This window comes from Bacillus sp. ABA4_010 (assembly GCF_056159105.1).
This window is the reverse complement of the sequence record NZ_JBSWUN010000003.1, coordinates 3491918-3511432: the sequence shown is the minus strand read 5'-3', so window position 1 is coordinate 3511432 and position 19515 is coordinate 3491918. Positions and strand designations below refer to the sequence as shown.

Below are 19515 nucleotides of genomic sequence, written 5' to 3'. Positions count from 1 at the left end.
CCTTTTTGTTAGTTAGCTTGCTTTTGAAGTTTCCACCGTTTGTAGCTCCTTTTTCGTGGTCAGCTTATCCACAATACCGGCAATGGCACCGTCACCTATGACGTTACAAGCTGTACCGAAGCTGTCTTGAGCTAAGTATAAGGCAATCATTAATGAAAGCATCGTTTGGTCAAAGCCAAGCATAGTTTCTAATAGCCCTAATGCAGCCATAACAGCTCCTCCGGGTACACCTGGTGCTGCGACCATTGTAATGCCGAGCATTAAGATGAAAGGCAACATCATAGCTAAGGAAGCGTCTTGTCCATTTAATAGCATGACTGCCATGGCACAAGAAATCAGTGTAATGGTACTTCCTGATAAATGAATTGTAGCGAGTAAAGGAATGGAAAAATCCGCTACTTTCTCGCGGACACCGATTTGTTTTGCCTGCTTTAATGTTACCGGAATGGTAGAAGCGGATGATTGTGTACCGATGGCTGTAAAGTAAGCTGGCATCATCCCTTTTAACAAGGAAAACGGGTTTTTGCGTGCTAACGCTCCATTCACTGTATATTGAATGAGAATCATTACAAGGTGAAGAATAATAATCATGACAAATACTTTTGCGAACACAGACATAATTGTTTGAACTTGCCCACCATATGTCATATTAGCGAAAATTCCTAAAATATGAATAGGTAAAAGCGGAATGATGACACGTGAAATAATCATTTCCACGATGCTTCGGAACTCCGTCATTACCGTTTTTAGGGCGTTCCCTTTTAAAGCGGCCATTCCGAGTCCGAGAGCAAAAGCTAGTGTTAAAGCCGTCATCACGCTCATCATCGGCGGAATTTCAATTTTAAATAAGGGAGCTAAAAGCGATTCTTCAGGATTTTGAAATGCTTCTGAAGATCCAGTTGTTAAAAATATAGGGTACAAGTTGCGCGCCGCAAAAAAGGCAAGCAATCCTGCGATAATCGTTGAGCCGTAAGCTAAAAGCGTTGTCAGTCCAAGCAGTTTTCCAGCCCCTTTGCCGATCTCTCCGATGCCAGGTGCGATAAAACCGATGATAATTAAGGGAATGGCAAATCCTAAAAAATTGCCAAAAATGCCATTAAACGTGGCTAAAATGCGAACGGTCCAATCAGGAGCGATGCTGCCGATTAAGATACCGAACACAATCGCTAAAATAATGCGAGGTAAAAGTCCGATCTTTCTCATGATGTCCTCCAAGGAAAAACAATTGTATTTTATAGATGAATTATACACACACTTTCTTAAAAAGTTAAGAGTTTTAGTGCATTTTTTTGTTGGGATAATTTGGGGTAAGGGGGAGAGTCTGGCTCGTGTACAAAATCTTATAAAAAACGCACGGTTCTTTAAGTGAACGGTGCGTTTTGCTAGTTAAATATTATAATGATTAGAAATGACGGTCTCATAGTTAGAGAAACAATCTGGTGAAGGGGCGGACACATCAATCATTTCATGAGTAAATGGGTGTTTCAATTGTAAGCGAACGGCGTGAAGCGCTTGCTGTTCTTCAGAATCTGGTCCCCCGTAAAGCGTGTCACCAATAAGTGGGTGTCCGAGATGGCACATATGAACACGAATTTGATGAGTGCGACCTGTTTGCAGTGATAGTTCAACTAATGTTTCCTTTAAAAATTCATTTCGTTTCAGTACTCGATACTGGGTGACTGCATGTTGACCAGACGGGGAGACGCGTCTTCTTGTTGCGTGATGGCGGTCACGCCCAATTGGCTGATTAATTGTCCCTTTGTTTGGTTTGATGATTCCGTTGACACGCGCGATGTACGTTCGTTTAATTTCTCTCTTTTCAAGCATTTGATCCAACAGAGCAGCGACAAGAGGATGTTTTGCAAATAAGATAGCGCCAGATGTTCCTCGATCTAATCGATGAATATGGCGGGGAGCATTTTGAAGCCCCTCGCTTTCAAAATGGTAAGCGACAAGATTGGACAAAGTCATTGTATCTGTTGGATTATTCGGATGTGTATCCATCCCAGCAGGCTTATTAATAATTAAAAAATGCTCATCTTCATATAATAAATTGAGTTCGCCGTATGAGGAGGAATAGGGCTGTTCTTCAGGAAAGTAAAATTGAACTTGCAAACGATCCTTTTCGCGAAGAACGTGTTGCCATCTAACGAATTCATGGTTGAGCTTTACTTGTTTATTCATTCGAAAATGATGAAGCAGTTTCTTAGGCATTTGCCATTCTTCTTTTAAAAACTCTTCAATTGTCTTTCCAACTTGATTAGCGGTAATCGGTATGTCAAACCAATCGCCTTTTCTATAAAATTCCATATATATCACCTATCTAATTAAATATCGTACAGAAGGCTGTTTCATCTTTTTGGTGAAATATAAATTCCTTATATTGGAACAGAAAGGAACAAATACCTTACCAATCAATTTACAGTGTGTGTTATGCTATACCTACATGAAGATTTGTTGGACAAATTGAAAAAGGTGGGTCAACATTGAGGATCGAAAATGCAGCTACCCCAGAAATGGAGATGTACATAGAAGACCTGAAAACTCAGCTGATCTATGAGATAATTCCTCAGTACTTCTCCTCGCAAGAATTAAAAAAAATTGAACAGCTTCAACTACTAACTCCTGAAGCTTCATTGAACACAAGCTATAACGGACTGATGAAAGATGCTTTGCAAGTAATCAGCAGCCTGCAGGCGCTCATCACAGTCATTGAAAGCGTTCGTTACCGGGACATTCAACAGTATCATCGTAACGTGTTTACACGAAATGTCGCGAAGTTAGAAACATACGGCTTTTCTTTTCCGCTAACACTTGACCAGTTTTCAAGGGAAAAGTGCCAAGTAAACATGTATTATACTGACCACGTTAATTATTCGGTTGCTGTTAATTAGAACGCGGTCGTCTCAGCGTTCTAGCTGTAGGCGAGTTTGCTATTTGAGTGTGCCAATGAAGGACGAAAATCGTCTAGTTGGCACACTTTTTTTATTCTACCCATTTTTCTTCATCTTTTACATCGTGCACACTATGTGAAAATTATAGAGGACAATCGTTCGGAAGTAAACGAACTTTGAATCCGTCCTAAACTCATCTTTTTGACCGTCGTTGTCGAAAGAAAAGTTAATATTTGTAATGTTTTGACTTCTTTAGTCTAAAGTCTTCTCTTCCCGATTTCCCTCATTTATAATCCTCTATGTATAGAGACAAAAGGGGGGATTAAAAAGTGAGGAAGTTAGTGTTTGGCCTATTTTTAGCACTCATTATAATTTTTATGACAACCCCGACGTTTGCAACAAGCCAAAACCAATTAATCATCATCAATAAATCTACAAATCAATTAGCCTTCTTTGAAAATGGAAAACTCGTTAAAACTTTTCAAGTAGCAACAGGAAAAAAAGATAGTTATACACCAGAAGGAACGTTTTCCATTGTGAATAAAATTAAAAATCGTCCTTACTATACAGGTGGCATCCCAGGAGGAGACCCGCGCAATCCGCTTGGTGATAGGTGGCTTGGTTTGAATGCACGCGGTACATACGGAACAACGTATGCCATCCATGGGAACAGTAACCCAAATTCCATCGGAAAATATGTGAGTTCAGGGTGTGTACGGATGTACGATGAGGAAGTAAGGTGGCTGTTCGACCAAGTTGAACTACACACAAATGTCATTATCGGACAGTTTAACAAACAATCGTTTGAAACAATTGCTACACAACGCGGTTATGTAGTTAAGGCGGATCCCCCAGTATGTAAAGGAATCTGCTATGAAGGAAGAGAATTATCAAAAGGGCAAAAGGGATTTGTAACGATTCAAAAACCAATGACGCTTTTAAAGAAAAACGAGAATGGCAAATATGAAGCGACGAGCACCGTGTTACAGTCTGGAGCCGTTTATAAAGTATATGATGTCGATAATGACATTGGAGCAGTGAACATCGGTGGAGGCGTTATTGATCATAATTTGACGCGCATTGTAGTGGATTATCTGCCAAATGACATTCTTGAAAAAATGGCAGCCTATTTTGCTCCTAAGGAACCACCTGCTCCGGCTCCTCCGGTATGTAAAGGGATTTGCTATGAAGGAAAAGAATTATCAAAAGGACAAATCGGATTTGTAACGATTCAAAAACCAATGACACTGTTAAAGAAAAGTGAGAGCGGTAAATATGAAGTGACGAGCACGGTGTTGCAACCGGGGGCCGTTTATAAGGTGTACGATGTTGATACGGTCATCGGTGCAGTTAATATTGGCGGTGGTGTAGTCGATTTTAATCTTGATCGAATTCATGTCAGCTATTTGCCAGCTACAGTTATTGAAGAAGTGAATCAATATTTTCAAATAAAGTAATAGAAGCTGTCTATGAAAGTCCATTACTGGATTTTATAGACAGCTTTTTCATTGAGGTAAGAGGTGTCAGGGGTGATGACATAAATAAAAGCTATGCTTACGTTTAAGTCGCTATTGTTTAGGGAAAAAGAACAAAAGATAGACTAAAAGGGGTTGCGATAAACGTGTCTAAAATTGATTTGTCTAAATTTGAGAAAAAAATTATTCTGCGTAACATTCAACTAGAAGATATAGAGGAAATTATTCAATTGCAGGAAGTTTGTTTTCCTGGCATGGAGCCATGGAAGAAAGAACAGCTTGAAAGTCATTTATCAATTTTTCCAGAAGGACAATTTTGTGTTGAATATGAAGGGAAAATTATTGGCTCCTGCTCCAGTTTAATTGTTAACTTTGATGAATATGACGATCAGCATACATGGGATGACATTACAGATGAAGGATATATTACAAACCATAATCCAGATGGATATAATTTATATGGCATTGAAGTAATGGTTCATCCAGATTATAGAGGAATGAAAATTGGTCGGCGTCTTTATGAAGCACGAGAAGAATTAGCGCGTGAGCTTAATTTAAAAAGTATTATTATTGGTGGGAGAATTCCAAATTATCATAAGCATGCAGGCGAGCTTTCCCCAAGGCAATATGTTCAACAAGTAATGAAGCATAAAATTTATGACCCTGTACTGACCTTCCAGCTGCGAAACGGTTTTACGTTAATGCGAATTAACAGAGGGTACTTACCAGATGATGCCGCATCTAATAAATATGCGACATTGATGGAATGGAATAACGTGGATTATGTAGCGAAGTCGAAACGACATTTCCGTACAGCTTTTCCTGTTCGTATTTGCGTTGTTCAATATATGATGAAGCAAATTAACTCATTTGAAGAGTTTGCTACTCAAGTGGAGTATTACATAGATGTAGCTTATGATGCAGGGGCCGATTTTTGTGTATTCCCCGAAATTTTCACGACACAGCTTATGTCATTCTTAAATGAAAACATACCAAGTAAAGCTGTGCGGAAAGTAGCAGGTTTTACTGAACAGTACATTGAGTTATTTACAGACTTAGCCGTCAAATACAATGTTAATATTATTGGTGGTTCTCACTTTGTTGAAGAAGAGGACGGGGTGTATAACATTGCATATTTGTTCCGTCGTGATGGCACGATTGAAAAACAATATAAAGTGCACATTACACCGAACGAACGGAAGTGGTGGGGAATTAGCCGCGGAGATAAAGTAGAAGTGTTTGATACAGATTGCGGGAAAATTGCCATTCAAATTTGTTATGACATCGAGTTTCCTGAGTTGGCGCGCATTGCAACAGAAAGAGGAGCGAACATTATTTTCACGCCGTTTTGTACAGAAGATCGACAAGGTTATTTACGAGTTCGATATTGTGCACAAGCACGAGCCGTGGAGAATCAAATTTACACAGTTATTGCTGGAACGGTCGGTAATTTGCCACAAGTAGAGAATATGGATATTCAATATGCTAAATCTGCTATTTTTGCTCCTTCTGACTTTGAATTTGCCCGTGATGGGATTGTTGGGGAGTGCAATGACAACATTGAGATGGTCGTCATTGGCGACGTGGATTTGGAGATTTTGAGAAGGCAGCGCCAGTCTGGAACCGTTCGTCAATTGAAAGATCGTCGTCATGATGTGTATCAAATTCAGTATAAACAATCTAAATAAATTGCAAGCATGCTAAATGTTCTAAATTTAAGCGGACCCCACCCTTGGGGATTATCTGCTTTTGAGGTCCTTTGAAAGCTTATTCAAAGGGCCTTAGTCTCGTTGTCAAACGACACAGTGTCGAATGCTGGATAGATATAAGTCTAATAAGCGCATGATTAAAATTTTTTTGCGCATATCTGTACGAAAGTCATGGATAAAGATGGCTATTTTCATTAAACTATCCATATGTGAAGTTTTTTGAACGGAGTGAATGAGATGGCTTTTGGGAATCAGCAGATTTTGCCGGCAGTAAGAGATATGAAACAACTGGAGCGATTTTTAGAGAGTAACTACCAATATGGTGTTTTATTAGAGAGTCACCTTGGGCAGTTGAAAGGAATTATGAATGCAGTAAGGCGAGTGGATAAGCAGTTGCTTTTACATGTAGACTTAATTCAAGGGTTAAAGCATGATGAATATGCTGTAGAGTATTTATGCCAAGAATTAAAGCCTGCTGGCCTTATTTCAACACGTTCGAGTGTCATTATGAAAGCGAAGCAAAAGGGGGTATATGCGATTCAACGTATTTTTCTCCTTGATAGTACAGCATTGGAGAAAAGCTACCATCTAATTGAAAAAATTAAACCGGACTATATTGAAATTCTTCCCGGAATTATCCCTTCCTTAATCCAAGAGGTCCAAGAAAAAACAGGGGTTCAAGTGTTGGCTGGCGGCCTTATTAGGACCGAACAAGATGTAGCAGAAGCGCTCAAAGCCGGTGCTGCGGCGGTTACGACCTCAAAAAGAGAACTGTGGAAAGCATATTAATTAAATAGATGAAGGTTGACAGCGTTTTCAGCTTCTAGTAAACTATCAAGTAAGTTAATACCATGTGACGGAGAACAGGAGATCCACAATCATTTTTTCCATTTTTGGGGAAAGGATTGTGGATTTTCTTTTACATCTGGTTCTTTTACGTGGCGAGAGGAAAAACGGAGGGAAAAGAATGGAAACTTACATTTTGTCATTAGATCAAGGCACAACAAGTTCTCGTGCTATTTTATTTAATAAGAAAGGGGAAGTTGTTTACACGGCTCAAAAAGAGTTTACTCAGCATTTTCCGAAGCCAGGCTGGGTGGAGCATAATCCGAATGAGATTTGGAGCTCAATCTTAGCGGTCATTGCGTCGTGTTTATCAGAATCAGGTGTTTCGGTAAAACAGATTGCCGGAATTGGGATTACAAATCAGCGGGAAACAACAGTAGTGTGGGAAAAAGACACAGGGCGTCCAATCTATAACGCCATTGTTTGGCAATCACGTCAAACGGCTGGCATTTGTGAAGAGTTAAAAGAGAAAGGACATGAGGCGTTATTCCGCCGAAAAACGGGCTTGTTAATTGATGCCTATTTTTCTGGCACAAAAGTGAAATGGATTTTGGATCATGTGGACGGAGCGAGAGAAAGAGCGGAAAAAGAGGAGTTATTGTTCGGTACGATTGATACATGGCTCATTTGGAAACTATCCGGTGGAAAAGCCCATGTAACAGATTATTCTAATGCATCTCGTACATTAATGTTCAATATCCATGACTTACAGTGGGATGATGAGTTGTTGGAAATATTGGATGTGCCAAAAGCGATGCTCCCAGAAGTAAAGCCATCATCGGAAGTATATGCACATACGATTGATTATCATTTTTTCGGTGAGTCAGTCCCCATTGCCGGAGCTGCTGGAGATCAACAAGCTGCGTTATTCGGCCAGGCGTGCTATGAGAAGGGAATGGCGAAAAACACGTATGGAACCGGTTGCTTTATGTTAATGAATACAGGAGAAAACGCGGTGTCTTCCGAGCATGGTTTATTAACAACCATTGCTTGGGGGGTTAACGGGAAAGTAGAATATGCGCTGGAAGGAAGCATATTCGTGGCTGGTTCCGCGCTTCAATGGCTGCGAGATGGTTTGCGCATGATCAAGGATGCCAAAGACAGTGAAAGCTATGCTGCAAAAGTGGAATCCACAGATGGAGTCTATGTTGTTCCTGCTTTTGTTGGTTTAGGTACACCTTATTGGGACAGTGATGTAAGGGGAGCTGTTTTCGGTTTAACACGCGGCACAACCAAAGAGCATTTTATTCGAGCAACGCTTGAAGCATTAGCTTATCAAGCGCGAGACGTCGTCGGAGCAATGGAGGCAGATTCAGGCATTACATTGAAAACACTTCGAGTAGACGGAGGAGCGGTTAAAAACAATTTCTTAATGCAATTTCAAAGCGATGTGTTAAATGTACCTGTTGAGCGTCCAGTTGTGAATGAAACAACCGCTTTAGGTGCAGCATATTTAGCTGGTTTGGCCGTCGGTTATTGGACAAATCAAGAAGAAATCGCTGCACAATGGAATATTGACACATCCTTTAACCCAAAAATGGGAGAAGAGCAGCGCGAACAGTTATATGGAGGATGGAAAAAAGCCGTAAACGCAGCAATCGCGTTTAAATAAATTCAGTCCCGATAAAAATGTGATGTTTTTCTACTATTTTCAATTAGTTTATGGTATAATGCAGATAAGTTAATATTTTGGCTGGAGACATGGAGAGACCACAAAGCCCTTATACCCGCACGAAGGATATAAGGATGTTTGTGGTCTCTTTTTTCATTTATGGTCAGGAAAACGTTTGCACAATCTTCAACCATTATGAATAGGGGGATTTATGATGTCAACGACATTTTCAAGTAAACAACGCACAGCAATTTTTCAAGAAATGGAAAAAAAGAATTATGATTTATTAGTGATTGGTGGAGGCATTACTGGATGTGGAATTGCGCTTGATGCGTCTTCTCGAGGGATGAAAACAGCATTAGTTGAGATGCAGGATTTCGCAGCAGGTACATCTAGTCGCTCTACAAAACTTGTTCACGGTGGCTTACGTTATTTAAAACAATTTGAAGTGAAAATGGTGGCAGAAGTAGGGAAAGAACGCGCGATTGTATATGAAAACGGGCCGCATGTAACAACTCCAGAATGGATGTTGCTTCCTATGCATAAGGGCGGCACGTTCGGTCCATTTTCTACTTCCATCGGCTTGCGCGTTTATGACTACTTAGCAGGGGTCAAACGCAGTGAAAGAAGAAAGATGTTAAGTGCTGAAGAAACATTAAAGAGAGAACCGCTTGTGAAGTCTGACGGCTTAAAAGGCGGAGGCTATTACGTTGAATACAAAACGGACGATGCCCGTTTGACAATTGAGGTCGTAAAAGAAGCCGTTCAACATGGAACAGATGCGTTAAACTATGCAAAAGTAGAAGAATTTATTTACGATAACGGAAAAGTAATCGGTGCAGTTATTGTAGACCAAATCTCCAAGAAATCTTATAAAGTGTATGCGAAAAAAATTGTGAATGCAGCAGGCCCTTGGGTCGATTCCTTACGTGAAAAAGATGGCTCTAAAACTGGGAAGTCTTTACAACTAACAAAAGGAATCCATTTAGTAATCGATCAAAAACGTTTTCCGTTAAAACAGGCGATTTATTTTGATACACCAGATGGGCGTATGGTATTTGCTATTCCAAGAGACGGCAAAACGTATGTTGGGACAACAGATACGGTGTATAAAGAAGATATTGCGCATCCCCGCATGACGAAAGCAGATCGCGATTACGTCATTGATGCGATTAATTATATGTTCCCGTCCGTAAAAATTAGCGTAAAAGATATTGAATCGAGCTGGACTGGCTTGCGTCCGCTTATTCATGAGGATGGAAAAGACCCTTCTGAAATTTCACGAAAGGATGAAATTTGGACATCAGATTCTGGTCTTATCACCATTGCGGGCGGTAAGTTAACAGGATACCGCAAAATGGCAGAAATCGTGCTTGAGTTAGTAACAAAGCAATTTCAACAGGAATTTGGCCAAAGCTTTGGTGCTTGCCAAACAAAGATGATGCCAATTTCTGGTGGTCATGTAGGAGGAGCAGAAAAGTTCCCGGCGTTTATTGAAGAAAAAGCAAAAATTGGTACACATTTAGGGTTGTCCAAAGAAGAAGCGTTTAAACTGACAAAGCGATACGGCTCAAATATTGAGCGAGTATATGATTATTCTAAGGTATATGCAACAGAAGCAAAAGAGAGCGGATTGTCTCTATATGTCTTCCTCCAAATTGCTTACGCCATGAATGAAGAAATGGTTACAAAGCCAATTGATTTCTTCATTCGTCGTACAGGTGCTCTTTTCTTTGATATTGATTGGGTGAAAGAGTGGAAAGATGAAGTAGTTGACTATATGGCCAATGTGCTGAAATGGACTTCTGAGCAAAAGATGACATACAAAGCAGAATTAGAAAAACATTTACATGATGCGGTCGTGACTCCGGAGGAAGAGAAGGCAGAGAAAGCCGGTTGAAAGAACCAGGGTTGATGAACCATTAGTAAATCGTCCTAATCTATTCGTACAAATCAAAGAATTAAACAGAATGAAAAGCAGGAAGATATGATTTTTTGTAGAAATGGTTGTTAGTGAAAGACCGGTTGATGAATCCCTTACTTTACGTACGTTTATCACAGGTCCTTTCAGGAGAAGGAGTCAAAGCTTAGCTTTGGTGCCTTCTCCTCTTCAAATTTATCTTCTGTCGGAGGGATTGTCATATGAGTTGGATGAAAAAATATGAGCTTTGGGCACAAGAGGCGAGCTTGGATCAAGAAATGCGCAGCTTGTTAACAGAAATGCAAGACAACGAAAAGCAGCTAGAAGATTGCTTTTATAAAGACTTAGAGTTCGGTACAGGCGGAATGCGCGGTGAAATCGGTGCTGGTACGAACCGAATGAATTTATATACAGTACGCAAAGCGGCGAAAGGCTTTGCCAATTACATTGAATCATTTGGAGAAGAAGCAAAAAAGCGTGGTGTAGTCATTGCTTATGATTCCCGTCATAAATCTCCAGAGTTTGCGATGGAATCGGCTAAAACGCTAGCTTCTCAAGGGATTCAAGCATATGTATTCGAGGAGCTTCGTCCGACACCAGAGCTTTCCTATGCTGTACGCAAGCTGAACGCGTTTGGTGGAATTGTCATTACGGCTAGTCACAATCCTCCTGAATACAATGGATTTAAAGTGTATGGATCAGACGGAGGACAGCTTCCGCCAGGGCCTGCCGATGATTTAGTGAATGAGGTCAATGCAATTGAAAATGAATTGACTATTCAAGTAGAAGAAGAACAAGCCTTAAAGGAAAAAGGCATGATTAAGATGATTGGCGTCGAAATCGATGAGGCTTATAATGAGCAGTTGCTTACAGTTGCTTTGAATCCTTCTTTGGCACAAGAAATTGGCGATGAGTTGAAAATTGTGTTTACGCCGCTTCATGGAACTTCCAATAAACCGGTGCGCAAAGCGTTAGCCTCTTTAGGTTATAAAAACGTGGTAGTTGTGAAAGAACAAGAACTTCCAGACCCGGACTTTACGACAGTTAAATCACCGAACCCTGAAGAACCGGTTGCTTTTACATATGCGATTAAAGAGGGGAAAAAGATTGATGCAGATATTTTAATTGCCACAGATCCAGACGCTGACCGATTAGGAGTAGCTGTGAAGGATGAAAATGGCGAATATGTCCTTCTGACAGGGAATCAGACAGGTGCGATTCTTCTGCATTACTTATTATCACAACGAAAAGAAAAAGGGACATTGCCTGCTAACGGGATTGTGTTAAAAACTATTGTAACATCTGAAATGGGTCGTGACATTGCTTCTTCTTTTGGTTTGGAAACGCTCGATACATTAACTGGATTTAAATTTATTGGGGAAAAAATTAAAGAATACGAGCAGACAGGTGAGTATACATTCCAGTTTGGCTATGAAGAAAGTTACGGTTATTTAATTAAAGACTTTGCCCGTGATAAAGATGCCATTCAAGCTGTATTATTGGCCGTAGAAGTTTGTGCGTATTATAAAAAACAAGGCATGACGATGTATGAAGCATTGCGTCAAATTTTTGAAACGTACGGCTATTACCGCGAAGGGCTGAAATCATTAACATTAAAAGGAAAAGAAGGAGCAGAGCAAATTCAATCGATTCTAGCCTCTTTCCGTCAAAGTCCACCGATTTCCATGGGAGGCCAACAGATTGTGACCCAAGAGGATTACAAAACGAGTGAACGGACTAATTTAGAAACGAAAGCGCTCGAACAAATTGCTTTACCAAAATCCAACGTTTTAAAATACTTTTTAGAAGATGGTTCATGGTTTTGCCTTCGTCCGTCAGGGACAGAGCCAAAAGTGAAGTTTTATTTCGGTGTGAAAGCAGCGAGTGAAGAAGAAAGTATTACCAAACTGCAAGCCATTGAACAAGATTTAATGCAACGGATTAATGAGCTTGTAGAAAGCACTTCTAAGGCAGGATAAGGCGTCAGCCATCCTGCTTTTTTTTGTTAAACAAACGTTTGATTAAAGGCTTGATTCGGCAACGGCGGTAAGGCTTGAGCTCTATTTAACTAAACGTTTGTTTAAAAAAGAGAACATCAGAACAAAAGAGGTTATGTTCTGTTCAAAAATCGAAATTAAAAGGGATGTCTAAACCGAGGGACACTCTCTCGTTTTAGACATCCCTATAAAAGGTTTTGATTAAGCAGTACGATTCGTCCGTCCTGCAAAATAAGCCGAACGCTGAAGAGAACGGTAAATGCGTGGAGCTAAAAATGCGCCTAGAATGGTAAAGACGATATCCTTCACAGCAAACCATAGCATGACTTTCCAAGCCGTTCCGTAGCTCATTGGTGCAGAAAGCCAGTAGTTAACCGCTAAATACATGTAGTTTGTTCCAATGAAGTAAATGAGAAGAATGCCGACAAAGGAAGCCGCCATAAAAGTAGAGAGTGATGGATCCTTTTTGGCTTCCATAATTTTTCCAACGACATAGGCGGCTACGATGTAGGATAAAATAAAGCCGCCCGTACTTTTAAAAATGACTGCAGCTCCTCCTGAAAATCCAGCAAATACGGGAGCTCCAGCCATTCCAATCAACATGTATACCAACATGGAGATGGCACCGAGACGACTTCCGAGCAAAAGTCCCGCTAAAATAGTGAAAAACGGTTGCATGGACAATGGAACGCCTGCTACTTGCAGAAACGGAGCCCATGAAGTAATGTTTGCCCCGATGGCCATTAAGGCAGCAAACATGGCAACTAACGTAATATCTAGTGTTTGAAATTTTCGATTATCTCTCAAAGAAAGCATCCCCCTTATATATCAGTTCATCTTACTTCAAAATGGTAAGGGGAAAAGGTTTTAATGTCAACATAAATATGAAATGAGTTTACATAAAAAAGCCCTGCCTTCGTAAAAAGGCAGGGAAAAGTTATATTTCGTCAGCATACAGTTGGTATTCCGATGTGATAGAAGCATGATCGATATATCTTAACAAAGAGTATAGGTTTTCTTGAATTACTTGGTAGTTTCGCTCAAAGTTATAGGCATGTAAAAAATGTTCAATTTTCTTTGAAAGAAAATCATCTTTTGTACGAACCATTAAAATTAACAAATTGTCCCATTGTGAACGGTGTGTGTAGTATAGTGCTTTATCATAATCAATGTTATTCATTGTAAGCCCTCCTTTAGAGGAGTTAATGATATTGTGTGTTGTTTGAGGAAGAATGTTGCCCTGTAAATGTTGGGGAACGGCCCAATTTACGAAGGGAATATTTTGAATGGTTAAGAGTAAAATAAAAGAGCCTGTCTAAAAAGGGCTCTTTTCTCGCTTATAGCTTATTTAAAAATGTTTTTTAGTACAGTTAAGCTGTATTTAAAGGAAGGGTAGCGAAACGGTAAATCCATTTTGGTTGTTTGTTTCAAGACACTTTTGCGATGGGTGAACACATCGAAGCTGCTTTTGCCATGATAACTTCCAATGCCACTGTTGCCGACTCCACCAAAAGGAAGATGTGGATTAGCTAAATGCATAATCGTATCATTGATACATCCTCCTCCAAATGCGAGGGAATGGAGAATTTTTTCCTGACTTTGAGTGGATTCTGAGAAATAATAAAGGGCAAGCGGATTGGGAAAACGTTGCACGTGTTCAATCGCTTCTTCTAAATCCGTGAACTCCATCATCGGTAAAATCGGACCGAAAATTTCATCCTGCATAATCGGGGCATCCCACGTTACTCCGTCTAAAAGCGTCGGAGCAATGGCTAAGCTTTTTTCATCATAATCTCCTCCGATAATGGCAGTTCCGTCCTGCAAGAAACTCACAAGACGATGAAAATGGCGTTCACTCACAATGTGTGAATAATGTTCGCTTTGAAGCGGATGTTCACTATAAAATTCAGTAACATACTGCTGAAACAATCGGATGAACGATTCTTTGACAGCGGAATGAATGAGTAAATAATCCGGTGCGACACATGTTTGACCTGCATTCGTAAATTTTCCCCACACAAGGCGTTTCGCCGCCAGTTCTAGATTTGCATCTTTATCGACAATAGCAGGACTTTTTCCTCCGAGTTCAAGGGTGACAGGTGTTAAATGCTTAGCAGCAGCTTGCATCACAATTCGTCCAACTGGAACGCTTCCCGTAAAAAAGATGTAGTCAAATTTTTCTTCGAGTAAGGCTTGGCTCGTTTCAACCCCACCTTCTACAACAGCAATATACTCTTGTGCAAATGTAGATTGAACCAGTTCTGATAGCAAAGACGATACAGCTGGTGTTAGTTCAGATGGTTTTAAAACGGCACAGTTACCTGCACCCATCGCGCCCACTAAGGGAGAGAGCTGGAGCTGAAATGGATAGTTCCACGGTGCAATAATTAATGTGACGCCGTACGGTTCTGGATAAATATAGCTTTTAGCCCCTGCATGGGTTATGGGCGTCTTGACCTTTTCAGGCTTTGCCCACGTCCGTAAATTCTTCATCATTAAATTAATTTCTTCATACAAAATTCCAATTTCTGTCGCATACGCTTCTAGTTCAGATTTATTTAAATCTTGCTTCAATGCTTCAATAATTTGTGGTTCTCGTTCTTTTACTGCTTTTTTTAATTTGCCTAACTGTTCAAGGCGGAAATCAATCTCTTTTGTTTTTCCAGTAGAAAAGAAAGAGCGCTGTTGCTCAATAATAGACGGGATGTTCATTATGTTCACCTCTAATGATTTGGAAATGAATTTAAGAGAGATTGCAGTATAAATGCAGTCTCTCTTTATATTTAATGTGTTTAAGTGTTTAAACATATTGTAATGTAAAGGAGATAGAAAGGCAAGTTCTAAGATTTTTGCTTCATGATTTGCCAAGAAAGCTCATAAATTGGAATAAGAACGAAAGGGGGATGTACACATGAAAGAGGAAGATCGTAAGGAGCTAGTGAGAGCGATAGATGAAATTACAGAAATCGCTTCAGGCTTCGGTCTTGATTTTTATCCGATGAGGTACGAAATTTGTCCTGCTGACATTATTTATACATTTGGGGCTTACGGCATGCCAACACGTTTCTCCCATTGGAGCTTTGGAAAGCAATTTTATAAAATGAAGCTTCACTATGATTTAGGTTTAAGCAAAATTTATGAGCTAGTTATTAATTCAGACCCTTGCTATGCCTTTTTACTTGATTCCAATGCATTAATTCAAAACAAGCTGATTGTGGCTCACGTTTTAGCGCATTGTGACTTCTTTAAAAATAACTGCCGTTTCAGTAATACGAAAAGAGATATGGTTGAAAGTATGGCAGCGACAGCTGATCGCATTAAACATTATGAACTCATTCATGGAAAGAGAGAGGTTGAAACGTTCTTGGATGCGGTATTATCTATTCAAGAGCATATTGACCCTTCCTTAATGAGACCGAAGCTTTCCTGGAGTATACACGATGAAGAGGAGGAAGAACAATCATCAACAGCAAGCCCTTATGATGACTTATGGAATTTAGATTATAAAGGAAGGAGAAAACCGAAACCTTCCAAAAAAATGAAAAGATTCCCTCCAAGTCCGGAGAAGGATATTCTTTTATTCATTGAAGAATATGCGCGTAACTTAGAAGATTGGCAAAGGGATATTTTAACGATGATGCGGGAGGAAATGCTCTATTTTTGGCCGCAGCTTGAAACAAAAATCATGAACGAAGGCTGGGCAAGTTATTGGCATCAACGAATTTTAAGAGAGATGGATTTAACAAGTGATGAGTCCATTGAATTTGCCAAACTGAATGCAGGGGTTGTTCAGCCGTCTCGGACAGGGATTAATCCGTATTATCTTGGGTTGAAAATATTTGAAGATATTGAGGAACGTTACAATCATCCAACAGAGAAATTGAAGCGTCAAGGTGTAGAGAGTGGATCTGGCAGAGATAAGATGTTTGAGGTTCGGGAAATTGAATCGGATATTTCGTTTCTTCGTAATTATTTAACAAAAGATTTAGTCATGAGAGAAGACATGTATTTGTTCCAAAAGCAAGGAAAAGATTACAAGATTGTGGATAAGGAATGGACAGAAGTACGTGATCAGCTCGTAAATATGAGAGTGAATGGCGGTTTTCCATACATCACAGTCAATGACGGAGATTATTTAAAAAATGGGGAGCTGTATTTGAAGCACTGGTTTGAGGGCATTGAGCTTGACGTGAAATATTTAGAAAAAGTAGTTCCGTATGTTTACCAGCTATGGGGGAGAGCCGTGCATATGGAAACGGTTTTGGAAAGCAAACCAGTCGTGTTCACGTATGATGGAAAAAGCATGCATCGGAAATTTATGTAACGAGGGAGCTGCCAGATAGGGGCAGCTTCTTTCTGTTTTGGATTAATCATCGTGCAGAGGAGAAAATTGTAGTAAAATGTCTGACGGTTTCTGTTAAGGACAAGCATATTTCATGGTATGCTTCTTGTAAGCGTCACCATATTTTAAATTCTAAAAGGAGGCCATCTAATGTTAGTAGAGGACTTAATTCGTCAGTTTATTTTAATGAAAAAAAGAGAGCCGTCTCATCTTGATGAGTTGATTGACTATATTCAAAAAGGCTATATTTGCGGTGAGTTGTCCACTGTTGAATATAAAACGTTGTTTTTGCACCTTAAGAGCGAGAAAGCGAAGAAACGAGTGGGATTCTCACAGCGACGTAAGCCTTACATTTGTATATAGGCCTTGCAAGAGAAGCTTACAAGGCTTGTATGTTCGTTTCTGCCGGCAAGCAACTATGTTAAAGTACCGTTCTGCCAAACTAGCCGGTGATTTCTTCATTTATGATATCTATTCACATGAGCGAGCAGAGAGAAATCAGCAAGATGGACGAAATAGGCAGCAGAGCTCAGGTGATAATAGGTTATTTACCTCTTCATTATTTACCTCGTAATAGCTCCATGTTCCTTTTGTTTCTTTTGTAATCAAATTTGCATCCAATAAGATCTTTAAGTGATAGGATAATTTAGATTGAGGCATCTCAATCATGTCGCTTAAGTCGCAAACACAAGTAGAGCCATGCTGACAGAGGACATGCATAATATGAAGCCGTTTTTGATCTGCCAATGCTTTAAATTTGGCTTCGTATATGGCAAGTGTCGCTGGCAATGAAGCATTTTGTAATGGAAATTCACCCATGCTGAACAGCTCCTGTATCAAATTTTATTGATGTAACGTCATTATATAACAACAAGTAAAAAATGCAACTGTTCTGCTGTTGGAAATAAGGTCGTTTTCATGATATCATTCGCTAAATTTACGTAGATTCTAAGTGGAAGAATCGATAATATAAAAGAGAATGAATCATGAAATGAGGCAGAAAAGGAAAATGAAACAGATACATAAGGTAATGGTTTTATGGCTCGGCATCATTACTGCGTTGGCAGGATGCACAACCGATGGAAAAGAACGAATTGAGCTAACAATATCCGCTGCCGCCAGTACTCAAGAGGCGCTGATTGAAATAGAGAAACTGTTTGAAGAGGAACATCCTTCCATTGATGTAGTGTATAACTTCGGTGCTTCTGGTGCGCTGCAGCAGCAAATTGTTCAAGGAGCTCCCATTGATGTATTCTTCTCGGCAGCTGAGGATAAATTTACGGACGTCGAGCAACGTGGATTGTTGGATGAGCAGTATCGTACAACGCTTGTTGGCAATGAGCTTGTTTTAATTGTGCCGAAAAATTCAAGTAGTGGAATTCAGTCGTTCTCACAAATAACAAAAGCAGAGCGATTATCAATAGGTACTCCAGAATTTGTTCCAGCTGGCAAGTATGCGAAGCAAACACTCGAACACTTGGAGATTTGGGGCGATGTGCAGGAAAAAGTAGTGTATGCTAAAGATGTTCGTCAAGTGCTCACTTATGTGGAAACGGGAAATGTAGATGCTGGGATGGTTTATCGGACAGATGCTCTTATGTCAGATAAAGTACGCATTGTCGAAACCGCTCATCCCCAATTCCACGATCCGATTGTCTATCCTTTAGGTATTGTAAAAAAAACAGCCTATCGAAAGGAAGCGGCGTTATTTTATCACTATTTGAGCGGACAGACATCCATTGAAGTTTTCCAAAAATATGGATTTAAAAAATTGTAGTAGGAAAACAATCATTCATTTGAATGCTGTATACCGGTTAAATAAACGTTTGTTTAACTGGTATTTTTTATGGGGAAATGGAATGAGTCGATATAGGAAAAAGCCAGAAGATGAAGGATATATCTTAAAGGCAGGAGAAGTATAATAATTAATGATGCGATCATTATTCAACGAAAAGAGGTTAACGGTGCAGTTGCTGAAATATATATTCTTTATCACAGCGGTTGTCGGGCAATTAATGGGAATGGTGCTGCTTTTTATTGATCGACAAAAGGCGGTTATCTTTTTTGTCGTTTATGGACTTGCGTTAGGCTTGCTGCTTGCTGTACTGATTGTTGAAAGAAGAAAAGAGAAAAAGGAGGATGATGAACGTGATTATCGTGACTACTGATTTTGTACCAGGTAAAGAAATTAAAGAACTGAAAGGGTTTGTACGCGGAAGCACTGTGCAGTCCAAGCATATTGGAAGAGATTTAATGGCTGGATTGAAGACGATTGTTGGAGGAGAAATCAAGGAATATACAGACATGATGGATACGGCCCGTCAGCAAGCGATCGGACGTCTTGTTGAGGATGCCCAGCAAAAAGGAGCCAATGCTGTCATTGCTTTACGTCTTGAAACGTCGAATGTTATGCAAAATGCGTCAGAAATTATGGCTTACGGCACGGCTGTGTATGTCGAATAAGAGACGCTTACATTTTAGGTCTTGCCAAAAATAGCAAGTGTGTTATACTAAGGGCGTAAAAAAAATAAATAATTTGAAAATTCACTAGGGGAGTCCATTCGGACTGAGACGGAGCGCATTCGGACCCTTTGAACCTGATCTGGCTTATACCAGCGTAGGGAAGTGGTAACGTAACGATTGAGATAAAATTGTTATATTCAACCCACTCTGCTGGCAGAGTGGGTTTTTATATTGTTTTAGGTGATAAAGGAAGGTC

Annotated in this window: 18 protein-coding genes and 1 riboswitch; of the genes, 12 read left to right on the top strand and 6 right to left on the bottom strand. The window is 39.9% G+C overall.

The window, feature by feature from the left end; translation table 11 throughout:
• Window positions 1–12: 12 nt before the first annotated feature.
• Complete coding sequence (locus ACXAEO_RS18530; protein ID WP_474883539.1) at window positions 13–1203, bottom strand: dicarboxylate/amino acid:cation symporter; 1191 nt, start codon at window positions 1201–1203, stop codon at window positions 13–15.
• A gap of 183 nt (window positions 1204–1386) precedes the next feature.
• Entirely contained in the window at window positions 1387–2310 is a 924-nt protein-coding gene (locus ACXAEO_RS18525) for an RluA family pseudouridine synthase (protein WP_474883537.1), read from the bottom strand.
• Between the two features lie 176 nt (window positions 2311–2486).
• Between ACXAEO_RS18525 and ACXAEO_RS18520 the strand changes: the two genes are divergently transcribed.
• The 7 genes from ACXAEO_RS18520 (at window position 2487) to ACXAEO_RS18490 (ending at window position 12436) form a co-directional block, all read left to right on the top strand.
• Window positions 2487–2894 (top strand): DUF5365 family protein, encoded by a 408-nt coding sequence (locus tag ACXAEO_RS18520; protein WP_474883535.1) that lies wholly within the window; start codon window positions 2487–2489, stop codon window positions 2892–2894.
• Window positions 2895–3223: 329 nt separating this feature from the next.
• On the top strand, window positions 3224–4351 hold the full coding sequence (locus tag ACXAEO_RS18515; protein ID WP_474883532.1) for a L,D-transpeptidase: 1128 nt from the start codon (window positions 3224–3226) through the stop codon (window positions 4349–4351).
• A gap of 164 nt (window positions 4352–4515) precedes the next feature.
• Window positions 4516–6057 (top strand): GNAT family N-acetyltransferase, encoded by a 1542-nt coding sequence (locus ACXAEO_RS18510; RefSeq protein WP_474883530.1) that lies wholly within the window; start codon window positions 4516–4518, stop codon window positions 6055–6057.
• A 258-nt stretch (window positions 6058–6315) separates the two neighbouring features.
• A complete protein-coding gene (locus ACXAEO_RS18505; protein ID WP_474883527.1) occupies window positions 6316–6867 on the top strand; it encodes a glycerol-3-phosphate responsive antiterminator in 552 nt (183 codons plus the stop codon).
• Between the two features lie 178 nt (window positions 6868–7045).
• Entirely contained in the window at window positions 7046–8536 is a 1491-nt protein-coding gene (glpK, locus tag ACXAEO_RS18500) for a glycerol kinase GlpK (RefSeq protein ID WP_474883525.1), read from the top strand.
• A 211-nt stretch (window positions 8537–8747) separates the two neighbouring features.
• Entirely contained in the window at window positions 8748–10436 is a 1689-nt protein-coding gene (locus ACXAEO_RS18495; protein ID WP_474883524.1) for a glycerol-3-phosphate dehydrogenase/oxidase, read from the top strand.
• A gap of 242 nt (window positions 10437–10678) precedes the next feature.
• On the top strand, window positions 10679–12436 hold the full coding sequence (locus tag ACXAEO_RS18490; RefSeq protein ID WP_474883522.1) for a phospho-sugar mutase: 1758 nt from the start codon (window positions 10679–10681) through the stop codon (window positions 12434–12436).
• Window positions 12437–12655: 219 nt separating this feature from the next.
• Here the strand turns inward: ACXAEO_RS18490 and ACXAEO_RS18485 are convergent, their stop codons facing one another.
• From ACXAEO_RS18485 to ACXAEO_RS18475, 3 genes are all read right to left on the bottom strand, one after another.
• Window positions 12656–13270 (bottom strand): biotin transporter BioY, encoded by a 615-nt coding sequence (locus ACXAEO_RS18485; RefSeq protein WP_474883520.1) that lies wholly within the window; start codon window positions 13268–13270, stop codon window positions 12656–12658.
• 121 nt (window positions 13271–13391) lie between these two features.
• Window positions 13392–13634, bottom strand: a complete 243-nt coding sequence (locus ACXAEO_RS18480) for a YhdB family protein (protein WP_474883518.1) — start codon at window positions 13632–13634, stop codon at window positions 13392–13394.
• Window positions 13635–13798: 164 nt separating this feature from the next.
• Window positions 13799–15169, bottom strand: a complete 1371-nt coding sequence (locus tag ACXAEO_RS18475) for an aldehyde dehydrogenase (RefSeq protein ID WP_474884283.1) — start codon at window positions 15167–15169, stop codon at window positions 13799–13801.
• 196 nt (window positions 15170–15365) lie between these two features.
• Here ACXAEO_RS18475 and ACXAEO_RS18470 point away from each other — a divergent pair, with 196 nt between their 5' ends.
• A complete protein-coding gene (locus ACXAEO_RS18470; RefSeq protein WP_474883516.1) occupies window positions 15366–16778 on the top strand; it encodes a SpoVR family protein in 1413 nt (470 codons plus the stop codon).
• A gap of 168 nt (window positions 16779–16946) precedes the next feature.
• Entirely contained in the window at window positions 16947–17159 is a 213-nt protein-coding gene (yppF, locus tag ACXAEO_RS18465; RefSeq protein ID WP_474883514.1) for a YppF family protein, read from the top strand.
• Window positions 17160–17294: 135 nt separating this feature from the next.
• On the opposite strand, the gene ACXAEO_RS18460 is transcribed toward yppF, so the two are convergent.
• Window positions 17295–17615 (bottom strand): ArsR/SmtB family transcription factor, encoded by a 321-nt coding sequence (locus tag ACXAEO_RS18460; protein WP_474883510.1) that lies wholly within the window; start codon window positions 17613–17615, stop codon window positions 17295–17297.
• 190 nt (window positions 17616–17805) lie between these two features.
• Between ACXAEO_RS18460 and modA the strand changes: the two genes are divergently transcribed.
• From modA to ACXAEO_RS18445, 3 genes are all read left to right on the top strand, one after another.
• A complete protein-coding gene (gene modA / locus ACXAEO_RS18455; protein ID WP_474883508.1) occupies window positions 17806–18573 on the top strand; it encodes a molybdate ABC transporter substrate-binding protein in 768 nt (255 codons plus the stop codon).
• A 151-nt stretch (window positions 18574–18724) separates the two neighbouring features.
• Window positions 18725–18964 (top strand): hypothetical protein, encoded by a 240-nt coding sequence (locus tag ACXAEO_RS18450; protein ID WP_474883506.1) that lies wholly within the window; start codon window positions 18725–18727, stop codon window positions 18962–18964.
• Window positions 18945–19259 (top strand): YbjQ family protein, encoded by a 315-nt coding sequence (locus tag ACXAEO_RS18445; protein WP_474883503.1) that lies wholly within the window; start codon window positions 18945–18947, stop codon window positions 19257–19259. Before ACXAEO_RS18450 ends, ACXAEO_RS18445 begins: the two co-directional genes overlap by 20 nt.
• A gap of 76 nt (window positions 19260–19335) precedes the next feature.
• A riboswitch (TPP riboswitch) is annotated at window positions 19336–19437 on the top strand.
• Window positions 19438–19515: the final 78 nt, after the last annotated feature.